Here is an 18,368-nt window from a genome sequence, read left to right as displayed (position 1 = left end):
CGCAGCATTCTAGGGATGCCCCCCGCCCCTGTCAAAGGAAATTCGGCAGCATCACGCATGTTAGAATCGGGGTCATCTGCCCAGGAGTCTATCATGCTTCCCTTGTTACTGGCTTCCAGCTCCCCCTACCGGCGCGAACTGCTCGAGCGCCTGCACCTGCCCTTCACCTGGGCAAGCCCCGACATAGACGAGCGGCGCCTGGATGACGAGCCGGCCGTCGAACTGGTTCGCCGCCTGGCCCGACAAAAAGCCGAGGCCCTGGCGAGCAGCCACCCCGACCACCTGATCATCGGCTCCGACCAGGTGGCGGTCCTCGGCGAACAGGTCCTGGGCAAGCCGCACACCTTCGAACGCGCCTGCGAGCAATTGCTGGCCGCCAGTGGGCAGCAGGTCAGCTTCCTCACCGGCCTGGCCCTGTACAACAGCGCCACCGGCCAGTGCCAGGTGGACTGCGTGCCGTTCACCGTGCACCTGCGGGAGCTGGACCGTGAGCGTGTGGAGCGCTATGTGAGGGCGGAGCAGCCGCTGGACTGCGCAGGCAGCTTCAAGGCCGAAGGGCTGGGGGTGAGCCTGTTTCAAAGCACCCACGGCTGCGACGCCACCAGCCTCATCGGCCTACCGCTGATCCGCTTGGTGGACATGCTGACCCGGGAAGGCGTGGTCATTCCTTAGCCCGACACCTCTACCGCCTGTTAGATCGAGCGCCGCGCGGGCGGCGCTCGTTCGCACAGCCGCCGCAAAACATGCGACGGACTCAACGCAATTGCGGCCCCTGGAACCCCATCCACATGGCCAGGCGCTCGGCCACGCTAGCGCCCAGGCGCTTGGAGAAGCGATCGAACGGCGACTCCTCGACCGTGAAGTCCACCAACTCCTTCTCGCCCACGACCTCACGCGCCACGTAGCTGGCACTGCCCAGGCCATCCACCAGCCCCAGGGTCTTGGCCTGCTCGCCCGACCAGATCAGGCCGCTGAACAGCTCCGGGTGCTCCTTGTCCTTCAGACGATCGCCCCGCCCCTGCTTGACCATGGCAATGAACTGCTGGTGGGTGGTGTTCAACACGCCCTGCCAGAACTCGGTTTCCTCGGGCTTCTGCGGCGAAAACGGATCGAGGAAGGCCTTGTGTTCGCCGGCCGTGTAGGTACGCCGCTCCACACCCAGCTTCTCCATGGCGCCGACGAAGCCATAACCGGCTGCCGTCACGCCGATAGAGCCCACCAGGCTGGCCTTGTCGGCATAGATCTCGTCGGCGGCACTGGCAATGTAGTAGGCACCCGAAGCGCCCAGGTCGGCGATCACCGCATAGAGCTTGATCGCCGGGTACTCGGCGCGCAGGCGACGGATCTCGTCATAGACGTAGCCCGCCTGCACCGGACTGCCGCCCGGACTGTTGATGCGCATGACCACAGCCTTGGTCTTCGGGTCCTTGAACGCATCGCGCAGGCTCTTGACGATGTTGTCCGCGCTGGCCGGCTCCTGGTCGGCGATGATGCCGCGCACTTCGACCAATGCGGTATGGCTGGCGCTTCGCGAAGCCGCCTTGTCCATGTCCATCAACGGCGTGAACAGCAGCAAGATGCCGAACAGGTAGACGAAGGTCAGCAGCTTGAAGAAGATCCCCCAGCGCCGCGCCCGACGCTGCTCCTGCACACCTGCCAGCAGGGTCTTCTCCAGCAGTTTCCAACCCTTGCGCTCGTCGTTGCTCCCGGAGCCCTCGGGCTCGGGCGCCCGCCACTCGTCAGCCATGCTCACCTACCTTGGAATGAGTGCGCGACGCGGCCAGCCACTCGCGCAACTGTGAAAAATGATCGATGCACACCTGCGGGCCGAATTCGCTCAAGGCCGCCAGGGACATGGCACCATACCCCACCGCGACCGAATGCATGCCGGCATTGCTGGCCATCTGCAGGTCGAATGCCGAATCTCCGACCATTAGCGCACGCTGCGGTTCGACCCGGCAATGAGCCAGGATCTGCTCGAGCATCAGCGGGTGCGGCTTGCCTCGGGTTTCGTCGGCAGCACGGGTGATGTCGAAGTAACCCTCCCAACCATTGGCCTTGAGCACCCGGTCCAGGCCACGGCGCGCCTTGCCGGTGGCGACCGCCAGGCGGTAGCCCTCGGCCCGGAAGGCCTCCAGCGACTCCACCACACCCTCGAACAGCGGCGAAGGCTCCTGGTCCAAGGCCATGTAGATCTCGGCGTAGTACTGACGGAACACCTCGACCTGAGCGGTATCCAGGTGTGGATACAGCGTGGCGATCGCCTCGCCCAGGGCGAGACCGATGATGCCCTTGATCGCGTCATCGCTGCTGGGGGCCACGCCGGCACGCTCGGCGGCGCTGTTCATGGCCAGGACGATGCGCCCGATGGAGTCGGCCAGGGTGCCGTCCCAATCGAAGATCAACAGCTCATAGCGTTTGTTCATGAGAAGTCAGGTCGCACTCAGGCGCTCCACGGTCTTGGCCCACACCTCGTCCACCGGCGCCTCGACCTTCAGCTCGCCGCCGTCAGGCAGTGGCACGGTCAGGGCGTAGGCATGCAGGAACAGGCGCTTGCCGCCCAGGTCGCGGATCTCCTTGGAGAAATCCTCGTCGCCATACTTGCTGTCGCCGGCGATGCTGTGCCCGGCGTGCAGGGTGTGCACGCGGATCTGGTGGGTGCGGCCAGTCACCGGGCGCGCCTCGACCAGGGTGGCAAAGTCGCCAAAGCGGCGCAGCACGCGGAACAAGGTCAGCGCCTCCTTGCCTTCGTCGTTGACTTCGACCATGCGCTCGCCCGAACGCAGGTTGCTCTTCTGCAGCGGCGCACTGACCTGTTTCTTGGACGTCGGCCAATGACCGCGCACCAAGGCCATGTAGCGCTTGTCGACCCCATCGCCACGCAAGGCGGCGTGCAGGTGGCGCAACATGCTGCGCTTCTTGGCGATCATCAGCAGGCCGGAAGTGTCGCGATCGAGGCGATGGACCAGCTCCAGCTCCTTGGCATCCGGGCGCAGCTGGCGCAGCGCCTCGATCACCCCGAAGCTCAGGCCACTGCCGCCATGCACGGCGATGCCGGCTGGCTTGTTGAGCACGATCAGCGCCTTGTCTTCGTAGACGATGGCCGCCTCCAGGCGCTGCAGCAGCCCCTGGGCCACGGGGGCCGGCTCGTCGCGCTCGGGCAGGCGCACCGGCGGTACGCGCACGATATCGCCGGCCTGGAGCTTGTACTCGGGCTTGATCCGACCCTTGTTGACCCGCACCTCGCCTTTGCGCAGGATGCGGTAGACCAGGGTCTTGGGCACGCCCTTGAGGGCCGTGATGAGGAAATTGTCGATGCGCTGGCCGGCAAGCTCCGGCGCGACTTCGATCAGCTGTACGCCGGAAGTCGGGGGGGTATTGGTCGTCATGGAGGAATCATAACAATTTTTTATGGAATTGAAGCACTTAATCATTACTGCTATAGTCGCGAACGCCGCCAAAAGCGGCAGGCCAGCGGCAGCAGGCTCCAGGCCCGCCCCTGACCATCGCAATTCTCGAGGACGCGAGGCCGTCCTACGGGGTTTTCGCCAGTTTACCGAAATGCCTGGAATCGCCACCAGCGCTGTGTAGAGAAGACCGAAAAAAAACGACAAGTGCGGTATTTCACCTGCTTACCCGCTTCTTTTCGCCGTACCTCTGCCCGCTCCGGCGCTTGCACGCATCGCCCGGCGAATGCTTCGGAAATACCTGCCTTGGATATGAATGGCGCCAGCTCCCGAATCGGAGCTGGCGAAAAATGCAACCCGTTGCGGATTCAGCGCGCGGCAGCACCCGAATGATCAGGATACGTGCAGGGTGGAGATGCACAGCCCTCGGACCGTGTAGCACCGCGTCCGGCCAGCGGCCCCTAGTTTGGCCGATGAGCGGACCCGGTCCTGGACAGATGCCCCACGGGCGTCCACGGCCGATGGTTGATTCCTCCTCCTGACTGAGTGCACGGGGCCTGTATGGTTGATTCGGATACCACAGGTCTTTTTGGCATCGCAGCAAACAGGACGCGTCGTCGCGACCACGGCAGGCTGGGTAACCGGCTGGTGCCGAATGTCGCTGGACACGGGGGTGGCCCGCCACCCTTTGCGCACCTTGGCACCGACCATGAGCAGTCGTGTGTGCCGAACGCCGTTTCCGGCAGCCCGGAAACCGACGGTACAACATGAAAAGAATGCTGATTAACGCGACTCAACCCGAAGAGTTGCGTGTAGCCCTGGTGGATGGCCAACGCCTCTACGACCTGGATATCGAGTCCGGGGCGCGCGAGCAGAAGAAGGCCAACATCTACAAAGGCCGGATCACCCGGATCGAACCCAGCCTCGAAGCCGCCTTCGTCGACTTCGGCTCCGAACGCCACGGCTTCCTGCCGCTCAAGGAAATCTCCCGCGAATACTTCAAGAAGGCGCCCGAAGGCCGCGTCAACATCAAAGAAGTACTGAGCGAAGGCCAGGAAGTCATCGTCCAGGTCGAGAAGGAAGAGCGCGGCAACAAAGGCGCCGCCCTGACCACCTTCATCAGCCTGGCCGGCCGCTACCTGGTGCTGATGCCCAACAACCCGCGTGCCGGTGGCATTTCCCGCCGCATCGAAGGCGAGGAGCGCAACGAGCTGCGCGAAGCCCTCAACGGCCTGACCGTCCCAGGCGACATGGGCCTGATCGTGCGCACTGCCGGCCTTGGCCGCAGCAGCGAAGAAATGCAGTGGGACCTCGACTACCTGCTGCAACTGTGGACCGCCATCAAGGAAGCGTCCCAGGACCGCGCCGCGCCGTTCCTGATCTACCAGGAAAGCAACGTCATCATCCGCGCCATCCGCGACTACCTGCGCCAGGACATCGGCGAAGTGCTGATCGACAGCATCGACGCCCAGGAAGAAGCCCTGACCTTCATCCGCCAGGTGATGCCGCAGTACGCCAGCAAGGTCAAGCTGTACGAAGACAGCGTCCCGCTGTTCAACCGTTTCCAGATCGAAAGCCAGATCGAGACCGCCTTCCAGCGCGTCGTCGACCTGCCGTCGGGCGGCTCGATCGTCATCGACCCGACCGAGGCCCTGGTTTCCATCGACATCAACTCGGCGCGCGCCACCAAGGGTAGCGACATCGAGGAAACCGCCCTGCAGACCAACCTGGAAGCGGCCGAGGAAATCGCCCGCCAGCTGCGCCTGCGTGACATCGGCGGCCTGATCGTCATCGACTTCATCGACATGACCCCGGCGAAGAACCAGCGCGCCGTGGAAGAACGCGTACGCGAATGCCTCGAGGCCGACCGCGCCCGCGTCCAGGTCGGCCGCATCTCGCGCTTCGGCCTGCTGGAGATGTCCCGCCAGCGCCTGCGTCCGTCCCTGGGTGAAAGCAGCGGCATCGTCTGCCCACGCTGCTCCGGCACCGGCATCATCCGTGACGTCGAGTCGCTGTCCCTGGCGATCCTGCGCCTGATCGAGGAAGAAGCCCTCAAGGACCGTACCGCCGAGGTACGTGCCCAGGTACCGATCCCGGTGGCCGCCTTCCTGCTCAACGAGAAGCGCAACTCGATCACCAAGATCGAACTGCGCACCCGTGCGCGCATCATCATCCTGCCGAACGATCACCTGGAAACCCCGCACTTCGAAGTCCAGCGCCTGCGCGACGACAACCCGGACGTGCTCAACAGCCAGTCCAGCTACGAGATCGCCGCCGCCGAAACCGAAGAAGCGCCGCAGCCGACCGCCACCCGCACCCTGGTTCGCCAGGAAGCCGCGGTCAAGACCGCTCCGGCCCGTGCCAACGCCCCGGTACCGGCCACGCCCGAGCCACAACCGACCGCCCCCGCCGCGCCGGCGCCGAGCGCACCTGAGCCGAGCCTGTTCAAGGGCCTGGTCAAGTCGCTGGTCAGCCTGTTCGCCGGCAAGGAAGAGCCTGTCGCCGCTCCCGCCGCTGCTACCGAGAAGCCTGCCGCCGAGCGCGCACAGCGTAACGAAGAGCGTCGCAACGGTCGTCAGCAGAGCCGCAACCGTAACGGCCGCCGCGACGAGGAACGCAAGCCGCGCGAAGAGCGTAGCGAGCGCACCCCGCGTGAAGACCGCCAGCCACGCGAAGAGCGTGCACCGCGTGAAGAACGTGCACCACGCGAGGAGCGCGCACCCCGTGAAGAGCGCCAGCCGCGCCAGCCACGCGAAGACCGCCGCGGCAATCGCGAGGAACGTGTACGCGAACTGCGTGAGCCGCTGGACGCCGCACCGGCCGCCCGCGAGGAGCGCCAGCCGCGTGAAGAACGTGCACCACGTGAAGAGCGCGTAGCCCGCGAAGAACGCGCACCGCGTGAAGAACGAGCCCCTCGTGAGGAGCGTGCGCCTCGCGAAGAACGTGCGCCTCGTGAAGAGCGTGCACCTCGCGAAGAACGCGCTCCACGCGAAGAACGTGCCCCTCGTGAAGAGCGTGCACCGCGTGAAGAACGGGCTCCTCGCGAAGAACGCGCACCACGCGAAGAGCGTGCCGAACGTGAAGAGCGCCAGCCGCGTCCGCCACGTGAAGAACGCCAGCCGCGTGCCGCCGAGCAAGCTGCCGAGGCCGCCGAGGAGCAACTGCCCAACGAAGAGCTGCTTCAGGATGAGCAACAGGAAGGCACCGACGGCGAACGCCCACGTCGCCGCTCCCGTGGCCAGCGTCGTCGCAGCAACCGTCGCGAACGTCAGCGCAACGCCAACGGCGAGCTGATCGAAGGCGGTGACGAGGACGCCACCGGCGAAGAGCCGGCAGCACCGCAGCACCAGGCCACCGAGCTGGGTGCGGAACTGGCTGCCGGCCTGGCCGTGACCGCCGCCGTCGCCACCAGCAACATCAGCGCCGACGCCGAAGCCCAGGCCAACCAGCAGGCCGAACAGGCCACCGCCGTGGTTGCCGAAGGCGAAGTCATCGCCCTGCCGGCTGAACAGGTTGCCGCCGAGCCGACCACCCAGGTCGAGGAAGCCGCTATCGCCCCCGTGGTAGAGCAGCCTGCCAGTGAACCGGTTGCCGTGGTCGAGCCTGGTGCCGAGCCAGTTGTGGAAACGGCTGAGCAGCCTGCTGTCGAAGCCCCTGCCGTCGAAGCCGCCGAACAAGCACCGGCCGTTGAGTCTGGCGAAGCTGAGAAGGCCACTGCCATCGAGCAAGCGCCGGTTGTAGAGCCGGTTGTCGAAGTCGTCGAGACAACGCCTGACGTGGTCGAATCGGCTCCGGTCGCTGCCCAGGCCGCGCCTGCGGAAGCGGAGCCACAGGCACCGGCCCCGGTCGAGCCCGCCACGGTGATGCTGCCCAACGGCCGCGCCCCGAATGACCCACGTGAAGTGCGTCGCCGCAAGCGCGAAGCCGAAGCTGCCGCTGCTGCAGCCGCCCAAGCTGCCGCCGCTGCCCAGGAGCCCGAAGCCCTGGAAACCACCGACGAGCAGAAACCTAACCACGGTTGATGTCGTCGGTTGAATGAAAAAGCCCCGCCAGTGCGAACTGGCGGGGCTTTTTCATTTCAGCTGTATTGTGTTGCCCGCCCTGGCCAATCGCCGGCACGCCGGCGCCCCCCGGTCCCGCGGCCACCCCCCCCGGGGGGAGCCGGCTTGCCGGCGATGAAGACAACCCCTTATTCAAAGCCAGATCGCATCCCAGTGCCGGTAATCCCCCATGCACCCAAGCAGCCCTGCTCGCTCAGGGTTCATGTCACTAGTGCCCGCCCTGGCCAATCGCCGGCAAGCCGGCTCCCACCGGTACCGCGCCAACACACCCTGTGGGAGCCGGCTTGCCGGCGATGAGGCCCGCACAGCGCTCAGTACAGGTTCGGCTCCATCTCCAGCACCACACCAAAGCGCTTGAAGATGTCGGCCTGGATCCGGCGTGCCAGGTCATGCAACTGGGCTCCCGTCGCCTGGCCATAGTTCACCAGCACCAGTGACTGCAGGCGATGCACGCCAGCATCACCATCCCGATACCCCTTCCACCCGGCTTGCTCGATCAACCAGCCGGCGGCCAGTTTCACCTGGCCGTCAGGCTGTGGATAAGCCACCACGTTCGGGTAGTGCTCACGAATGCGCTCGGCCGATGCCGCCGGAACGACGGGGTTCTTGAAGAAGCTGCCGGCGTTGCCCAGCTCGGCCGGGTCTGGCAGTTTTTCCCGGCGAATGCTGCAGATCGCTTCGCTGATGGCCTTGGCGGTGGGCACTTCGACGCCCTGCTCGGCCAGGCGCTGACGTACCGGCCCGTAGTCCAGGTGGGCGTTCAAGGCTCGGCTGAGGACGAAACGCACCCGCAGGATCAACCAACGCCCGGGGTCACGCTTGAACAGGCTGTCGCGGTAGGCAAAGGCACATTCTTCCAGCGCGAAATCGCGCAGTTCACCGGTTTGCCGGTCCAGCGCGGTCAGCCCGGCGAACACGTCCTTGATTTCCACCCCATAGGCACCGACGTTCTGCATAGGCGCAGCGCCCACCGTGCCAGGAATCAGGCTGAGGTTCTCCAGGCCGCAGAGCCCCTGCTCCAGGGACCACTGCACGAAAGGATGCCAAGGCTCACCGGCCTCGGCCTCGACCACGACCCGCTCGCCCTCCTCCTGCATCACGCGGCGGCCACGGCTGGCCATGTGCAGCACCAGGGCGTCGATATCACCGGTCAGCAGCAGGTTGCTGCCGCCGCCGATCACCAGCACCGGCACCTGCCGCGCGGCAGCCTCGGCCAGGGCCTGGCGCACTTCGCCATCGTCATGGGCCTGGGTGAAGTAGCGTGCGCGCACGTCGATGCCGAAGGTGTTGTAGGGCTTGAGCGATACCTGCTCCTGCCAACTCGCCGTCATAGCCGCCCCTTGATTTCCACGACCAGCTCGCGACAGGCCGCCTCGATCAGGTCCAGGACCTGTTCGAAACCTTCGGTACCGCCGTAGTAAGGGTCTGGCACTTCATCCAGAGCCGCGCCATAGCGGCGCAGGAACAGGTCGAGCTCGCCGCTGGCCGCCTGCGGGCGCATGGCCTGCAGATGGCCGAGGTTGCGCTTGTCCATGGCCAGGATCAGGTCGTAGTCACCGAAATGCTCGACCTTGACCTGCTGGGCGCGCTGGCCCGACAGGTCGTAGCCGCGCGCCAGGGCCGCCTGGCAGGTCCGGCTGTCGGGCGCCTCGCCCACATGCCAGTCGCCGGTGCCGGCAGATGCCACATGCACCTGCTCGGCCAGCCCTGCGGCCTGCAATTGATGACGCAGCACGCCTTCGGCGGTCGGTGAACGACAGATATTGCCCAGGCAGACGAACAGGACGCGCATCAGGCCTCCAGCAAGCGCCGTACGCGCTCCAGATCTTCAGGGGTGTCCACGCCGACTGCCGGCGCCTCGATGGCGTCGGCGACATGGATACGCACGCCGTGCCATAGGGCACGCAGCTGTTCCAGCGCCTCGGTCTGCTCCAGCCAGCACGGGCCCCAGCCGACGAAGTCCTGGAGAAAGCCCACGCGGTAGGCGTACATGCCGATATGACGGCGATACGGCACGCCCGCGGGCACGCTGTCGCGCGTGTTGGCGAACGCATCCCGTGCCCAGGGCAGCGGTGCGCGGCTGAAGGTCAGGGCCAGGCCGTTCTTGTCGCTGACCACCTTCACCGCGTTGGGGTTGAAGACGGTTTCCGGCTCGGCGATCGGCTCGGCCAGGGTGGCGATGCCGGCCTCCGGATGGGCCGCGAGGTTGGCGGCCACCTGATCGATGATCACCGGAGGAATCAAGGGCTCGTCGCCCTGGACATTGACCACGATGGCATCGGCGGGCAATGCCAGCTGCGCGGCCACTTCGGCCAGGCGATCGGTGCCCGACTCATGGTCGGCACGGGTCAACAGGACTTCGGCGCCGAAGGCCTGGCAGGCCTCGACAATGCTGGCGTCATCGGTGGCGATGACCACGCGGTTGGCGCCGCTCTTGCGCGCCTGCTCCCAGACATGCTGGACCATCGGCTTGCCGGCGATCGGCAGCAACGGCTTGCCCGGCAAACGCGTGGAGCGCAGGCGAGCCGGAATCACCACGGTGAAGTTCAGGCTCATTTATCCAGGCGCTCGTCGTCGGTCAGGGTGCGCGCTTCGCTTTCCAGCATCACCGGGATGCCGTCGCGGATGGGGTAGGCCAGGCCTGCGCCCTTGCTGATCAGCTCGGTCTTGTCGGCGCTGAGCTTGAGCGGGCCCTTGGTGATCGGGCAGGCCAGGATATCGAGCAGTTTGGTGTCCATGGAGGCTTCCTTACGTGGCCAGAGGCCGGAAAATTAACAATCTTGAGGCGCGGGGCGCCCAGGCAGCAGCCGCTGCAACTGGCCGTCGAACCAGGCGACAAAAGCCTGCGACGGCACCGCATCCACGGCCAGGTACCACCAGTCGTCAACCGCGAAGGCCCGGCACTTCACCGCATCCTTCTCGGTCATCACCAGCGGCAGCGCCGGGCTGAATGCCAGGTTCTGCGCGTTGAACTGCGCGTGGTCGGCGAAGGGGTGCGGTACAGGCTGCCAGTTTAGCCCCTGCAAGGTATTGAAGAAACGCTGCGGGTTACCGATACCGGCCACGGCGTGCACGGCCTGGCCTGCCGGAAAATGTTCGAGGGGGCGGCGCTCGCCACTGCGCAGGTTGACCAGCGCTGTCGGCCGCAGGCCGAAGGCGAAACCGCCGTCTCGGTCGTGCTCGGCGCCGTTGTACAGCACGGCGTCCGCCTCGGCCAGGCGCTCGATCGGCTCGCGCAACGGCCCGGCCGGCAGGCAGCGGCCATTGCCCAGGCCACGGGCGGCATCGATCAGCACCAGCTCCAGGTCACGGGCCAGGCGGTAGTGCTGCATGCCGTCGTCGCACAAGATCAGGTCCAGCGGCTCGCTGGCCAACAGGGCCTGTACGGCGCGAGAGCGTTCGGGGTCGATCATCAGCGGCACACCGGTGCGCTGCACGATCAGCAAGGGCTCGTCCCCCGCCTCGCTCGCGTCCTGGTCGGGCTGGACCCGCCAGGGCACGCTGGGCGGCGTGGCGCCGTAGCCACGGCTGACCACGCCGACCTTCAGCCCCTGGCGTCGACAGTGCTCGATCAGCCAGAGGATCATGGGTGTCTTGCCGGTGCCGCCCACCGTGATGTTGCCCACCACGATTACCGGCACCGGTGCGCGGTAGCTGGCGCTTTGGCCATTGAGAAAACGCGCGCGCTTGCGCAGGACAACGCGCCGGTACAAGGCCTCGAGCGGTCGCAGCAGCGCTAGGGCCGGGTGCCCGGTGTACCAGGCAGCGAGCAGACGGTCGGCGAAGGCCATCAAGGGGTACCCTGCGCGGCCTCGACGGTGGTCATGCGCAGCTTGCTGAAGCCGAGCTTGCCGGCCGCATCCATCGCGGTGACCACGGCCTGATGGGGCGTCTTGCCATCGGCACTGATCGACAGCGGCAAGGTGATGTCGCCGCCCGACTCACGCTCCAGGGCTTCGGTCAGGGTCGCCAGGTCGCTCTTGGGCAGCAAGTGGTTGTTCACCGAATACACGCCGTCGGCGCTGATGGTGACCTCCACGCGCTTGCCCTCCTCCGCTGGCGGCTGGGTGGCACTGACGGCCTCCGGCAGCTCGACGCGCAGCTGGGTCTCGCGGGTGAAGGTGGTGGTGACCACGAAGAACAGCAGCAACACGAACACCACGTCGATCAGCGACGCCAGGTTGATGTCGACGTTCTCCCGTTGCCGGTTGCGTCGGAACTTCACGCCTTGCCTCCGGCCACTTCGACTTCACGGTCGCCCTGCAGGACCTCGACCAGCTTGATCGCCTCCTGCTCCATGCCGACCACCAGCTCATCGATGCGCCGCTGCAGGAAGCGGTGGAAGAATACCGCAGGAATGCCGACCATCAGGCCTGCCGCGGTGGTGACCAGGGCCTTGGAAATGCCCCCGGCGAGCACCGCCGGGTTGGCGGTCATCTGCGAGCCCATGAAGGCGCTGAAGATGTCGATCATGCCCAGCACCGTGCCCAGCAGGCCCAGCAGCGGTGCCATGGCGGCGATGGTGCCCAGGGTGCTGATGTAGCGCTCCAGCTCGTGGATGACCCGCGACGCGGCCTCCTCGATGCATTCCTTCATGATCTCCCGGCCATGGCGGGAGTTGGCCAGGCCCGCGGCGAGGATCTCGCCCAGCGGCGAGTCGGCACGCAGGGCCTTGAGCTTGTCACTGGTCAGTTGCTTGTCCTTGATCCATACCCACACCTGGCCCAGCAGGTGTGGCGGGGTCACGCGACTGGCGCGAAGGGTCCATAGGCGCTCGGCGACGATAGCCATGGCGGCGATGGAACTCAGAATGATCGGCAGCATCATCCAACCACCGGACTTGACCAATTCCCACACAGTAAACATCCCCTTGGAAAAGGCCAGCACTCTACCATAGGCGGGAAGGAGGCTCATCTGCCGAAGGTCAGGGAATGCCTCGTGTGTGGTGTTCGTCGCAGCACGGGCGGCGCCTGTAAGATCGAGCGCCGCGCGGGCGGCGCTCGACCAAACTGCTGCGGCGAACGCCATTACAACCAATGCCACCGACACACCTCACTGCACCTGCCGCCAGAACCGCCGCTGCTCCCGCATACCCTCCACCACCCCATGGCTCCCCAGCCGCACTCGCAACGCCCCCTCCAGCGCCGTGTCATGCACGCTCAGCCCGTGCCGCCGATAGCGTTCCAGTACCTGCGGATGCGGATGCCCGAACCCGTTGTACCGCCCGCGCGAGATCAACACGCCGCGCGGGGCCAAGGCCCGGATGAACGGCTCGGTGGACGAACTGCGGCTGCCATGGTGCGGTGACTGCAGCCAATCGACGCGCGGCGACTCGGTCGCGGCCAGCCAGGCCCGCTCGGCCCCCGCCTCCATGTCGCCCGCCAGCAGCAGGCGCTCGCCCTGCGCCTCGACCCGCAGGACACAGGAACGTTCGTTGCTTCCCGGCCCCTGGGGCCACTGCCAGAGCGCGAAGTCCACCCCATCCCACTGCCAACGCTCACCGCTGGCGCACGGCAGCGCCTGCAGTTCGGCCGGGAGTTGCCCGGGTTCGCCGGCGAGCACCTGGGCAATCGGCAGGCCGCGGCCGATGGCAGCGGCGCCGCCGGCATGGTCGGCATGGCCGTGGCTGATCAGCATCAGGTCCAGTTGGCTCACACCCAGCTTGCGCAGGGTCGGCAATACGACCTGCTCGCCCAGGTCGCGGGTACCCTTGGCGGGCCCGGCATCGTAGAGCAGGCTGTGGTGGCGGGTGCGCAACAGCACGGCCAGGCCCTGCCCAACGTCCAGCTGCAGCACCTCCACCTGCCCGTGGGGCACTTGATCCCGGGGCGTCCACAGCGCCAGCAACATCACGCCACCCAAGCCCCGCAGCGGGATCCCGCGAGGCAGCAACACCAGCACCGTCCCCAGGCATACCAGCAGCCACGCCCCCAACGGCAGGGCCGGGGGCAACCAGGCCGGACGCCAGCTCGCCACCCGGCCCAGCACGTCGAACAACCCCTGCAGCGAGCCCCCGGCGAGCCACAGCAGCCCTTCGCCCGGCGCGCCAAGCGCCAGCAGCGCACTGCCCAGCAAGGCCAACGGCAGTACCGCGAAGCTGATCCAGGGCACGGCTATCAGGTTCATCAACGGTGCCGTCAGGCTGATCGGCAGCCCCAACGCCAGCAAAGGCGGCAACAGGCCAACGGCAATCACCCACTGAGCCCGGCTCCAGGCCTGCCAGGGTCGCCACCCCCCCAGGCGCCCGGCGAAGCAGAAGGTCAGCACCGCGACTGCGCAGAACGACAGCCAGAACCCAGGCAGCAGGCTGGCCAGCGGCTCGACCAGCAACACACCGCACAAGGCCATGAGCAAGGGCGTGAACACGCCCAGGTGGCGAAAACGCAGGCGCCACAGCAGCACCACCGCGAGCATCAGGCAGGCCCGCTGTACCGGCACCCCGAAGCCTGCAAGCCAGCCGTAACCCAAGGCGGCGCCCAGGGCCAGCGCACACGCCCAGGGCAACCAGGGCAGGCGTGTCGGCCAGGCCCCCAGGCGCGCCAACAGCGCCACCAGGCCATAGACCAACCCGGCCACCAACCCGATATGTTGGCCGGAAATCACCATCAGGTGCACCGTGCCGGTGGCCTGCAGGGCCTGCCAGTCACCTTGGGAAAGCCCCGAACCGTCGCCCAGCACCAGCGCGACCAGGGCGGCTTGCCGCCCTTGGGCGTCGATCGCCAGCAAGCGTTGGCGCAACCCGTCCCGCCAACTGCCGGGTGCCACCTCCAGCCGCTCGCCAGCCTTGACCGAACCGACCGCCCCGATGCGCCGGGCCAGCAAGGCCGCCTCCCGGTCCGGGCCGTGGGGGTTGAGCAGGCCATGGGGCCGCTTGAGCGTGACGGCCAGGCGCCAGCGCTCGCCCGATCGGATGTCGGGGCCATCGAACCAGTTCAGTTGCAGGCGTCGTGGCAGCCCGGCACGGCGCGAGACCGCGTCCTCCAATTCGAAGCGCACCCCTTGCTGCGCCTGGATCGGCAACCCCACCACCCGCCCTTCGAGCCATAAGGTGCGGCCATCGAGTACCGGTGCCAGGCGGTCATCCAATGCCCCCTGCGCCGACCAGCAGGCCCACGAGACGCCAAGCAGAAACCAGCCCAGTGGCCATGCCCGGCTGCAAGCGCACACCAGGCCCAGCACCAGCAAAACCGCCCACCAACCGACCGATGGCAAGGCCGGCAGAAAACCCAGGCTCGACAACCCGACTGCGAGCGCGAACATCCCTGTGCGCATGAATTAGAGCCCCAGAAGCGAAACGACCTTCTGAGGCATAGCCGAAACGGCGGCGAACCTTGCTCAACAATTGTCACAAACTCTGAACAAGGCGGTCAGGGAAAAAAGGCATACTTCCCCCATCAACCCGCCGGGAGCCTACATGCCTCGCCGCCTGTTCAAACGCTACATGCCAGATCCGACCAGCATTCGGGAACACAAGTCCTTACGCTTTTTCGGCAAATTGCTGCATGACCCGAACCTCTGGCACCTGAACCGTCATTCGGTGGCGCGGGCCATGGGTGTCGGCCTGTTCGCGGCACTCATTCCCATGCCCATGCAGATGCTGCTGGCGGCGAGCCTGGCCATTCCCCTGCGCGGCAACCTGCCGATCGCGGTCAGCCTGGTCTGGTTGACCAACCCGCTGACCATGCCGCCGGTGTTCTTCGTCACCTACATGACCGGTGCCTGGCTGATGCAGGTGCCGCCGCGCAGCCTGCCCGACGAAATCACCGTACAGTGGGTCACCGACCAGTTGTCGACGATCTGGCAACCCTTCCTGCTCGGTTCGGTGGTCTGCGGCCTGGTGCTCGGTGCATTGGCCTACTTCGCCACCATGCTGTACTGGCGCTGGTGGGTGGGCCGACAGTGGCGCCGGCGCAAGGGGGAACGTGCCTCAGGCGCGCATGCCGCGGCCGCTGACCAGCAGGCGCACGCACAGCACGTAGAGCACCGCGGTGGCCACCAGCATGAAGGTGATCGCCGTGCCAATACGGATATCCGACACCCCTAGGATGCCGTAGCGGAACGAGTTGACCATGTGCAGCACCGGGTTGGCCAGCGACACGGTCTGCCAGAACGGCGGCAGCAGGTTGATCGAATAGAACACCCCGCCCAGGTAGGTCAGCGGTGTCAGCACGAACGTCGGGATGATCGAGATATCATCGAAGTTGCGTGCGAACACGGCGTTGACGAAGCCCAGCAGCGAGAAGATCGTCGCGGTCAACAGCACCACCACCACGGTCACGCCCAGGTGGTGCACCTGCAGTTGGGTAAAGAACAGCGACAGGATGGTCACGATCACCCCGACCGCCAGGCCACGCAGCACGCCGCCAAGCACATAGCCCACGAGGATCGTGTGCGGCGACACCGGCGAGACCATCAGCTCCTCGATCGAGCGCTGGAACTTGCTGCCGAAGAAGCTCGAGACCACGTTGCCGTAGGAGTTGGTGATCACCGACATCATGATCAACCCCGGCACGATGTACTCCATGTAGGTGAAGCCGCCCATGTCGCCGATCTGCCGGCCGATCAGGTTACCGAAGATCACGAAGTACAGGACCATGGTGATCGCCGGCGGCAGCAGGGTTTGCGGCCAGATACGCAGGAAGCGCCGCACTTCGCGGTAGACGATGGTATTCAAGGCCACCCAGTTGGTGCGCAGTTCCACACTCATACCGCCACCTTCGACAGGTTTTTTTCCACCAGGGACACGAACAGCTCCTCGAGTCGGTTGGTCTTGTTACGCAGGCTCTGCACCTCGATGTTCTGCAGGGCCAGCTGGCCGAACAGCGCGGTGATGCCCATGTCCTTGTCCACCTGCACCTCCAGGGTATGCGGAGTGATCAGGCGGCACGGGTAACCCTGCAGCACAGGCGCCTGGGGCAGGTCCTGCTTGAGGTCGAGCACGAAGGTCTCCACGTGCAGCTTGCCCAGCAGCTTGCGCATGCTGGTGTTCTCGACGATGGTGCCGTGGTCGATGATGCCGATGTTACGGCACAGCTGCTCGGCTTCCTCGAGGTAGTGGGTGGTCAGGATGATGGTGATGCCCTTCTGGTTCAGCTCGGTGAGGAAGCTCCACATCGAACGGCGCAGCTCGATGTCCACCCCGGCGGTGGGCTCGTCGAGGATCAGCAGGCGCGGCTCGTGGATCAGCGCCCGGGCGATCATCAGGCGGCGCTTCATGCCGCCGGACAACGAACGCGACGGCACGTCGCGCTTGTCCCACAGGCCCAGCTGGGTCAGGTACTGCTCGGCGCGCTCCTTGGCCTGCTTGGCCGGGATGCCGTAGTAGCCGGCCTGGGTGACGACGATGTCGAAGGTCTTCTCGAACTGGTTGAAGTTGAACTCCTGGGGCACCACGCCCAGGCAGCGCTTGAGCGCCGCAGGTTCGCGGTCCAGGTCGTGGCCGAACACGTTCACCGTGCCGCTGGTCTTGTTCACCAGGGTCGAGAGAATGCCGATGGTGGTGGACTTGCCGGCGCCATTGGGGCCGAGCAAGGCGAAGAAGTCACCTTCGCTAACGTCCAGGTCGATGCCCTTGAGGGCCTGGAAGCCGTTGCCGTAGGTCTTGGTCAGCTGTCGGATGGACAGGGCGGAACTCATAGCGGGTCAGGTACCGAAAAAGGGTTCAGGACACGCCAGGTCTAGTCACTGGCGCAGTGCGTGCGGCCAATGGTGCAAGGCCTGGCCGCACAAGTACAGTCATGTGTATCGATAATGACTATCGAAGTGGCCGAGGTGTTCAGGTCAATGCGGTCATCACCGCTGCCTGATACGCAGGGCGCTCGCGCAGACGTTCGTACCAGGCCCGCAGGTGGTGCATGTCCGGGCGCTCGATGGGCATCTCGAACCAGGCGTAGATGAAGCTGCCCAGGGGGATGTCGCCCATGCCGACCTGATCACCGGAAAGGTATGGCTGGTGCGACAGGGTCTCGTCGGCGATGGCCAGCAACTGGGCGCACTGCTTATGGGCGGCGTTGATGGCCACCCAGTCGCGCTGCGCCTCGGGTGTGCGCAGCAGGCCCCAGAACAGCGGGCGGAACGGCGTGGCGAAGGACGAAGTGGTCCAGTCCATCCATTTGTCCGCCAGGGCGCGCTGGCGTGGGTCGTCCAGGTACCAGCCCTGGTCGCGGCCGTATTGGGCGCAGAGGTAGCGCACGATGGCGTTGGACTCCCACAGCACCAGGTCGCCGTCCTCGAGCATCGGTACCAGGCCGTTGGGGTTGCGGGCGCGGTAATGGGGTTCGTCGACCACGCCGAAGGCGCCGCCGGCGTCGATCGACTCGAAATCAAGGCCCAGTTCATGGGCAATCCACAGTGCCTTGCGCACGTTGCTCGAATTCTTGCGGCCCCAGATCTTCAGCATGGTAAATGTCCTTATGAATGCGCAGGTGGCACAGTCTACTTCAAGATCGGGGAGTCGTTCGTCGCAATAGCTTCGGTGTCTGGGAGATCGCGCGCCGCGTGGGCGGCGCTCGATCTCCCAGGCACCCCCCACCTCAAGACCGACGCCCGCGATCCGACCTTGTCCGGCCATGCCTCACCGGCATCCAGGTAAGACATTTCCGAACCTGAAACCAAAAGCTTCAGGAAAGCGACCTGATCGCCGGCAGTTCGGCACGCATCCTCAGCGCCATGGCCAAGGCGCTGGTCGATGACATGGAATTGGGCATGGACCGACACACCAAGTGACATTCGCGCAATCCATAGTTGGCCTGCCGAGTATGGATTGCACCAGATTTCAAGACCAACCCAGCGCCTAGATCTTACACCGCATGTAAATACACCTACAGATATAACTCCCTCATTCGAATAACCCACACCCCTATACCTACATACCCCCTCCATCGCCTCTCTTAAGCTTGCC

Annotated in this window: 17 protein-coding genes; 3 read left to right on the top strand and 14 right to left on the bottom strand. The window is 65.8% G+C overall.

Annotated elements, in window-relative coordinates:
* The first annotated feature begins 93 nt into the window (after positions 1-93).
* Entirely contained in the window at positions 94-672 is a 579-nt protein-coding gene (locus tag ACNFG0_RS18520) for a Maf family protein (RefSeq protein ID WP_196145002.1), read from the top strand.
* Positions 673-754: 82 nt separating this feature from the next.
* Here ACNFG0_RS18520 and ACNFG0_RS18515 read toward each other — a convergent pair whose 3' ends face one another.
* From ACNFG0_RS18515 to rluC, 3 genes are read right to left on the bottom strand one after another with little or no spacing between them, the layout of a single operon-like run.
* Entirely contained in the window at positions 755-1,747 is a 993-nt protein-coding gene (locus ACNFG0_RS18515) for a S49 family peptidase (RefSeq protein ID WP_416765950.1), read from the bottom strand.
* Positions 1,740-2,426, bottom strand: a complete 687-nt coding sequence (locus tag ACNFG0_RS18510) for an HAD family hydrolase (protein WP_196145000.1) — start codon at positions 2,424-2,426, stop codon at positions 1,740-1,742. The genes ACNFG0_RS18515 and ACNFG0_RS18510 overlap by 8 nt, the downstream gene beginning before the upstream one ends.
* Before the next feature lie 6 nt (positions 2,427-2,432).
* Positions 2,433-3,389 (bottom strand): 23S rRNA pseudouridine(955/2504/2580) synthase RluC, encoded by a 957-nt coding sequence (rluC, locus tag ACNFG0_RS18505; protein WP_196144999.1) that lies wholly within the window; start codon positions 3,387-3,389, stop codon positions 2,433-2,435.
* 785 nt (positions 3,390-4,174) lie between these two features.
* On the opposite strand from rluC, the gene rne reads away from it, so the two are divergent.
* A complete protein-coding gene (gene rne, locus ACNFG0_RS18500; RefSeq protein WP_416765949.1) occupies positions 4,175-7,429 on the top strand; it encodes a ribonuclease E in 3,255 nt (1,084 codons plus the stop codon).
* 350 nt (positions 7,430-7,779) lie between these two features.
* Here rne and murB read toward each other — a convergent pair whose 3' ends face one another.
* The 8 genes from murB to ACNFG0_RS18460 form a co-directional block, all read right to left on the bottom strand.
* The gene (gene murB, locus ACNFG0_RS18495; RefSeq protein WP_196144997.1) at positions 7,780-8,799 is read right to left on the bottom strand and encodes a UDP-N-acetylmuramate dehydrogenase; all 1,020 of its coding nucleotides are present in this window, start codon (positions 8,797-8,799) and stop codon (positions 7,780-7,782) included.
* Positions 8,796-9,260: a low molecular weight protein-tyrosine-phosphatase gene (locus ACNFG0_RS18490; RefSeq protein ID WP_196156249.1), complete on the bottom strand. Its 465-nt coding sequence runs from the start codon at positions 9,258-9,260 to the stop codon at positions 8,796-8,798. The genes murB and ACNFG0_RS18490 overlap by 4 nt, the downstream gene beginning before the upstream one ends.
* Complete coding sequence (gene kdsB, locus ACNFG0_RS18485; protein ID WP_196144995.1) at positions 9,260-10,024, bottom strand: 3-deoxy-manno-octulosonate cytidylyltransferase; 765 nt, start codon at positions 10,022-10,024, stop codon at positions 9,260-9,262. The genes ACNFG0_RS18490 and kdsB overlap by 1 nt, the downstream gene beginning before the upstream one ends.
* The gene (locus ACNFG0_RS18480; protein ID WP_003247142.1) at positions 10,021-10,206 is read right to left on the bottom strand and encodes a Trm112 family protein; all 186 of its coding nucleotides are present in this window, start codon (positions 10,204-10,206) and stop codon (positions 10,021-10,023) included. The genes kdsB and ACNFG0_RS18480 overlap by 4 nt, the downstream gene beginning before the upstream one ends.
* 33 nt (positions 10,207-10,239) lie before the next feature.
* Entirely contained in the window at positions 10,240-11,259 is a 1,020-nt protein-coding gene (gene lpxK / locus ACNFG0_RS18475; protein WP_416765946.1) for a tetraacyldisaccharide 4'-kinase, read from the bottom strand.
* Positions 11,259-11,693, bottom strand: a complete 435-nt coding sequence (locus ACNFG0_RS18470) for an ExbD/TolR family protein (RefSeq protein WP_196144993.1) — start codon at positions 11,691-11,693, stop codon at positions 11,259-11,261. Before ACNFG0_RS18470 ends, lpxK begins: the two co-directional genes overlap by 1 nt.
* Positions 11,690-12,325, bottom strand: a complete 636-nt coding sequence (locus ACNFG0_RS18465) for a MotA/TolQ/ExbB proton channel family protein (protein ID WP_196144992.1) — start codon at positions 12,323-12,325, stop codon at positions 11,690-11,692. The genes ACNFG0_RS18470 and ACNFG0_RS18465 overlap by 4 nt, the downstream gene beginning before the upstream one ends.
* 195 nt (positions 12,326-12,520) lie before the next feature.
* A complete protein-coding gene (locus tag ACNFG0_RS18460) occupies positions 12,521-14,740 on the bottom strand; it encodes a DNA internalization-related competence protein ComEC/Rec2 (protein ID WP_416765944.1) in 2,220 nt (739 codons plus the stop codon).
* A gap of 142 nt (positions 14,741-14,882) precedes the next feature.
* On the opposite strand from ACNFG0_RS18460, the gene ACNFG0_RS18455 reads away from it, so the two are divergent.
* A complete protein-coding gene (locus ACNFG0_RS18455; RefSeq protein ID WP_143515168.1) occupies positions 14,883-15,512 on the top strand; it encodes a DUF2062 domain-containing protein in 630 nt (209 codons plus the stop codon).
* Here the strand turns inward: ACNFG0_RS18455 and ACNFG0_RS18450 are convergent.
* From ACNFG0_RS18450 to ACNFG0_RS18440, 3 genes are all read right to left on the bottom strand, one after another.
* Entirely contained in the window at positions 15,396-16,175 is a 780-nt protein-coding gene (locus ACNFG0_RS18450; protein WP_196144989.1) for an ABC transporter permease, read from the bottom strand. The two genes, ACNFG0_RS18455 and ACNFG0_RS18450, sit on opposite strands and share 117 nt — an antisense overlap.
* Entirely contained in the window at positions 16,172-17,104 is a 933-nt protein-coding gene (locus ACNFG0_RS18445; RefSeq protein ID WP_196144988.1) for an ABC transporter ATP-binding protein, read from the bottom strand. The genes ACNFG0_RS18450 and ACNFG0_RS18445 overlap by 4 nt, the downstream gene beginning before the upstream one ends.
* Before the next feature lie 139 nt (positions 17,105-17,243).
* Positions 17,244-17,867 carry a glutathione S-transferase gene (locus ACNFG0_RS18440; RefSeq protein WP_196156252.1) on the bottom strand — a complete coding sequence of 208 codons (624 nt, stop codon included), beginning with the start codon at positions 17,865-17,867 and terminating at the stop codon, positions 17,244-17,246.
* Positions 17,868-18,368 lie beyond the last annotated feature (501 nt).

The sequence above is a fragment of the Pseudomonas sp. NY15372 genome (genome assembly GCF_048068215.1).
In the GTDB taxonomy this organism is placed as follows: domain Bacteria; phylum Pseudomonadota; class Gammaproteobacteria; order Pseudomonadales; family Pseudomonadaceae; genus Aquipseudomonas; species Aquipseudomonas guariconensis_A.
This window is presented reverse-complemented; position numbering and strand designations above follow the sequence as displayed.

Coding starts and splice junctions, on each gene's coding strand:
- ACNFG0_RS18520 (WP_196145002.1), top strand. CDS start 94: ATGCTTCCCTTGTTACTGGCTTCCAGCTCCCCCTACCGGCGCGAACTG.
- ACNFG0_RS18515 (WP_416765950.1), bottom strand. CDS start 1,747: ATGGCTGACGAGTGGCGGGCGCCCGAGCCCGAGGGCTCCGGGAGCAAC.
- ACNFG0_RS18510 (WP_196145000.1), bottom strand. CDS start 2,426: ATGAACAAACGCTATGAGCTGTTGATCTTCGATTGGGACGGCACCCTG.
- rluC (WP_196144999.1), bottom strand. CDS start 3,389: ATGACGACCAATACCCCCCCGACTTCCGGCGTACAGCTGATCGAAGTC.
- rne (WP_416765949.1), top strand. CDS start 4,175: ATGAAAAGAATGCTGATTAACGCGACTCAACCCGAAGAGTTGCGTGTA.
- murB (WP_196144997.1), bottom strand. CDS start 8,799: ATGACGGCGAGTTGGCAGGAGCAGGTATCGCTCAAGCCCTACAACACC.
- ACNFG0_RS18490 (WP_196156249.1), bottom strand. CDS start 9,260: ATGCGCGTCCTGTTCGTCTGCCTGGGCAATATCTGTCGTTCACCGACC.
- kdsB (WP_196144995.1), bottom strand. CDS start 10,024: ATGAGCCTGAACTTCACCGTGGTGATTCCGGCTCGCCTGCGCTCCACG.
- ACNFG0_RS18480 (WP_003247142.1), bottom strand. CDS start 10,206: ATGGACACCAAACTGCTCGATATCCTGGCCTGCCCGATCACCAAGGGC.
- lpxK (WP_416765946.1), bottom strand. CDS start 11,259: ATGGCCTTCGCCGACCGTCTGCTCGCTGCCTGGTACACCGGGCACCCG.
- ACNFG0_RS18460 (WP_416765944.1), bottom strand. CDS start 14,740: ATGCGCACAGGGATGTTCGCGCTCGCAGTCGGGTTGTCGAGCCTGGGT.
- ACNFG0_RS18455 (WP_143515168.1), top strand. CDS start 14,883: ATGCCTCGCCGCCTGTTCAAACGCTACATGCCAGATCCGACCAGCATT.
- ACNFG0_RS18450 (WP_196144989.1), bottom strand. CDS start 16,175: ATGAGTGTGGAACTGCGCACCAACTGGGTGGCCTTGAATACCATCGTC.
- ACNFG0_RS18445 (WP_196144988.1), bottom strand. CDS start 17,104: ATGAGTTCCGCCCTGTCCATCCGACAGCTGACCAAGACCTACGGCAAC.
- ACNFG0_RS18440 (WP_196156252.1), bottom strand. CDS start 17,867: ATGCTGAAGATCTGGGGCCGCAAGAATTCGAGCAACGTGCGCAAGGCA.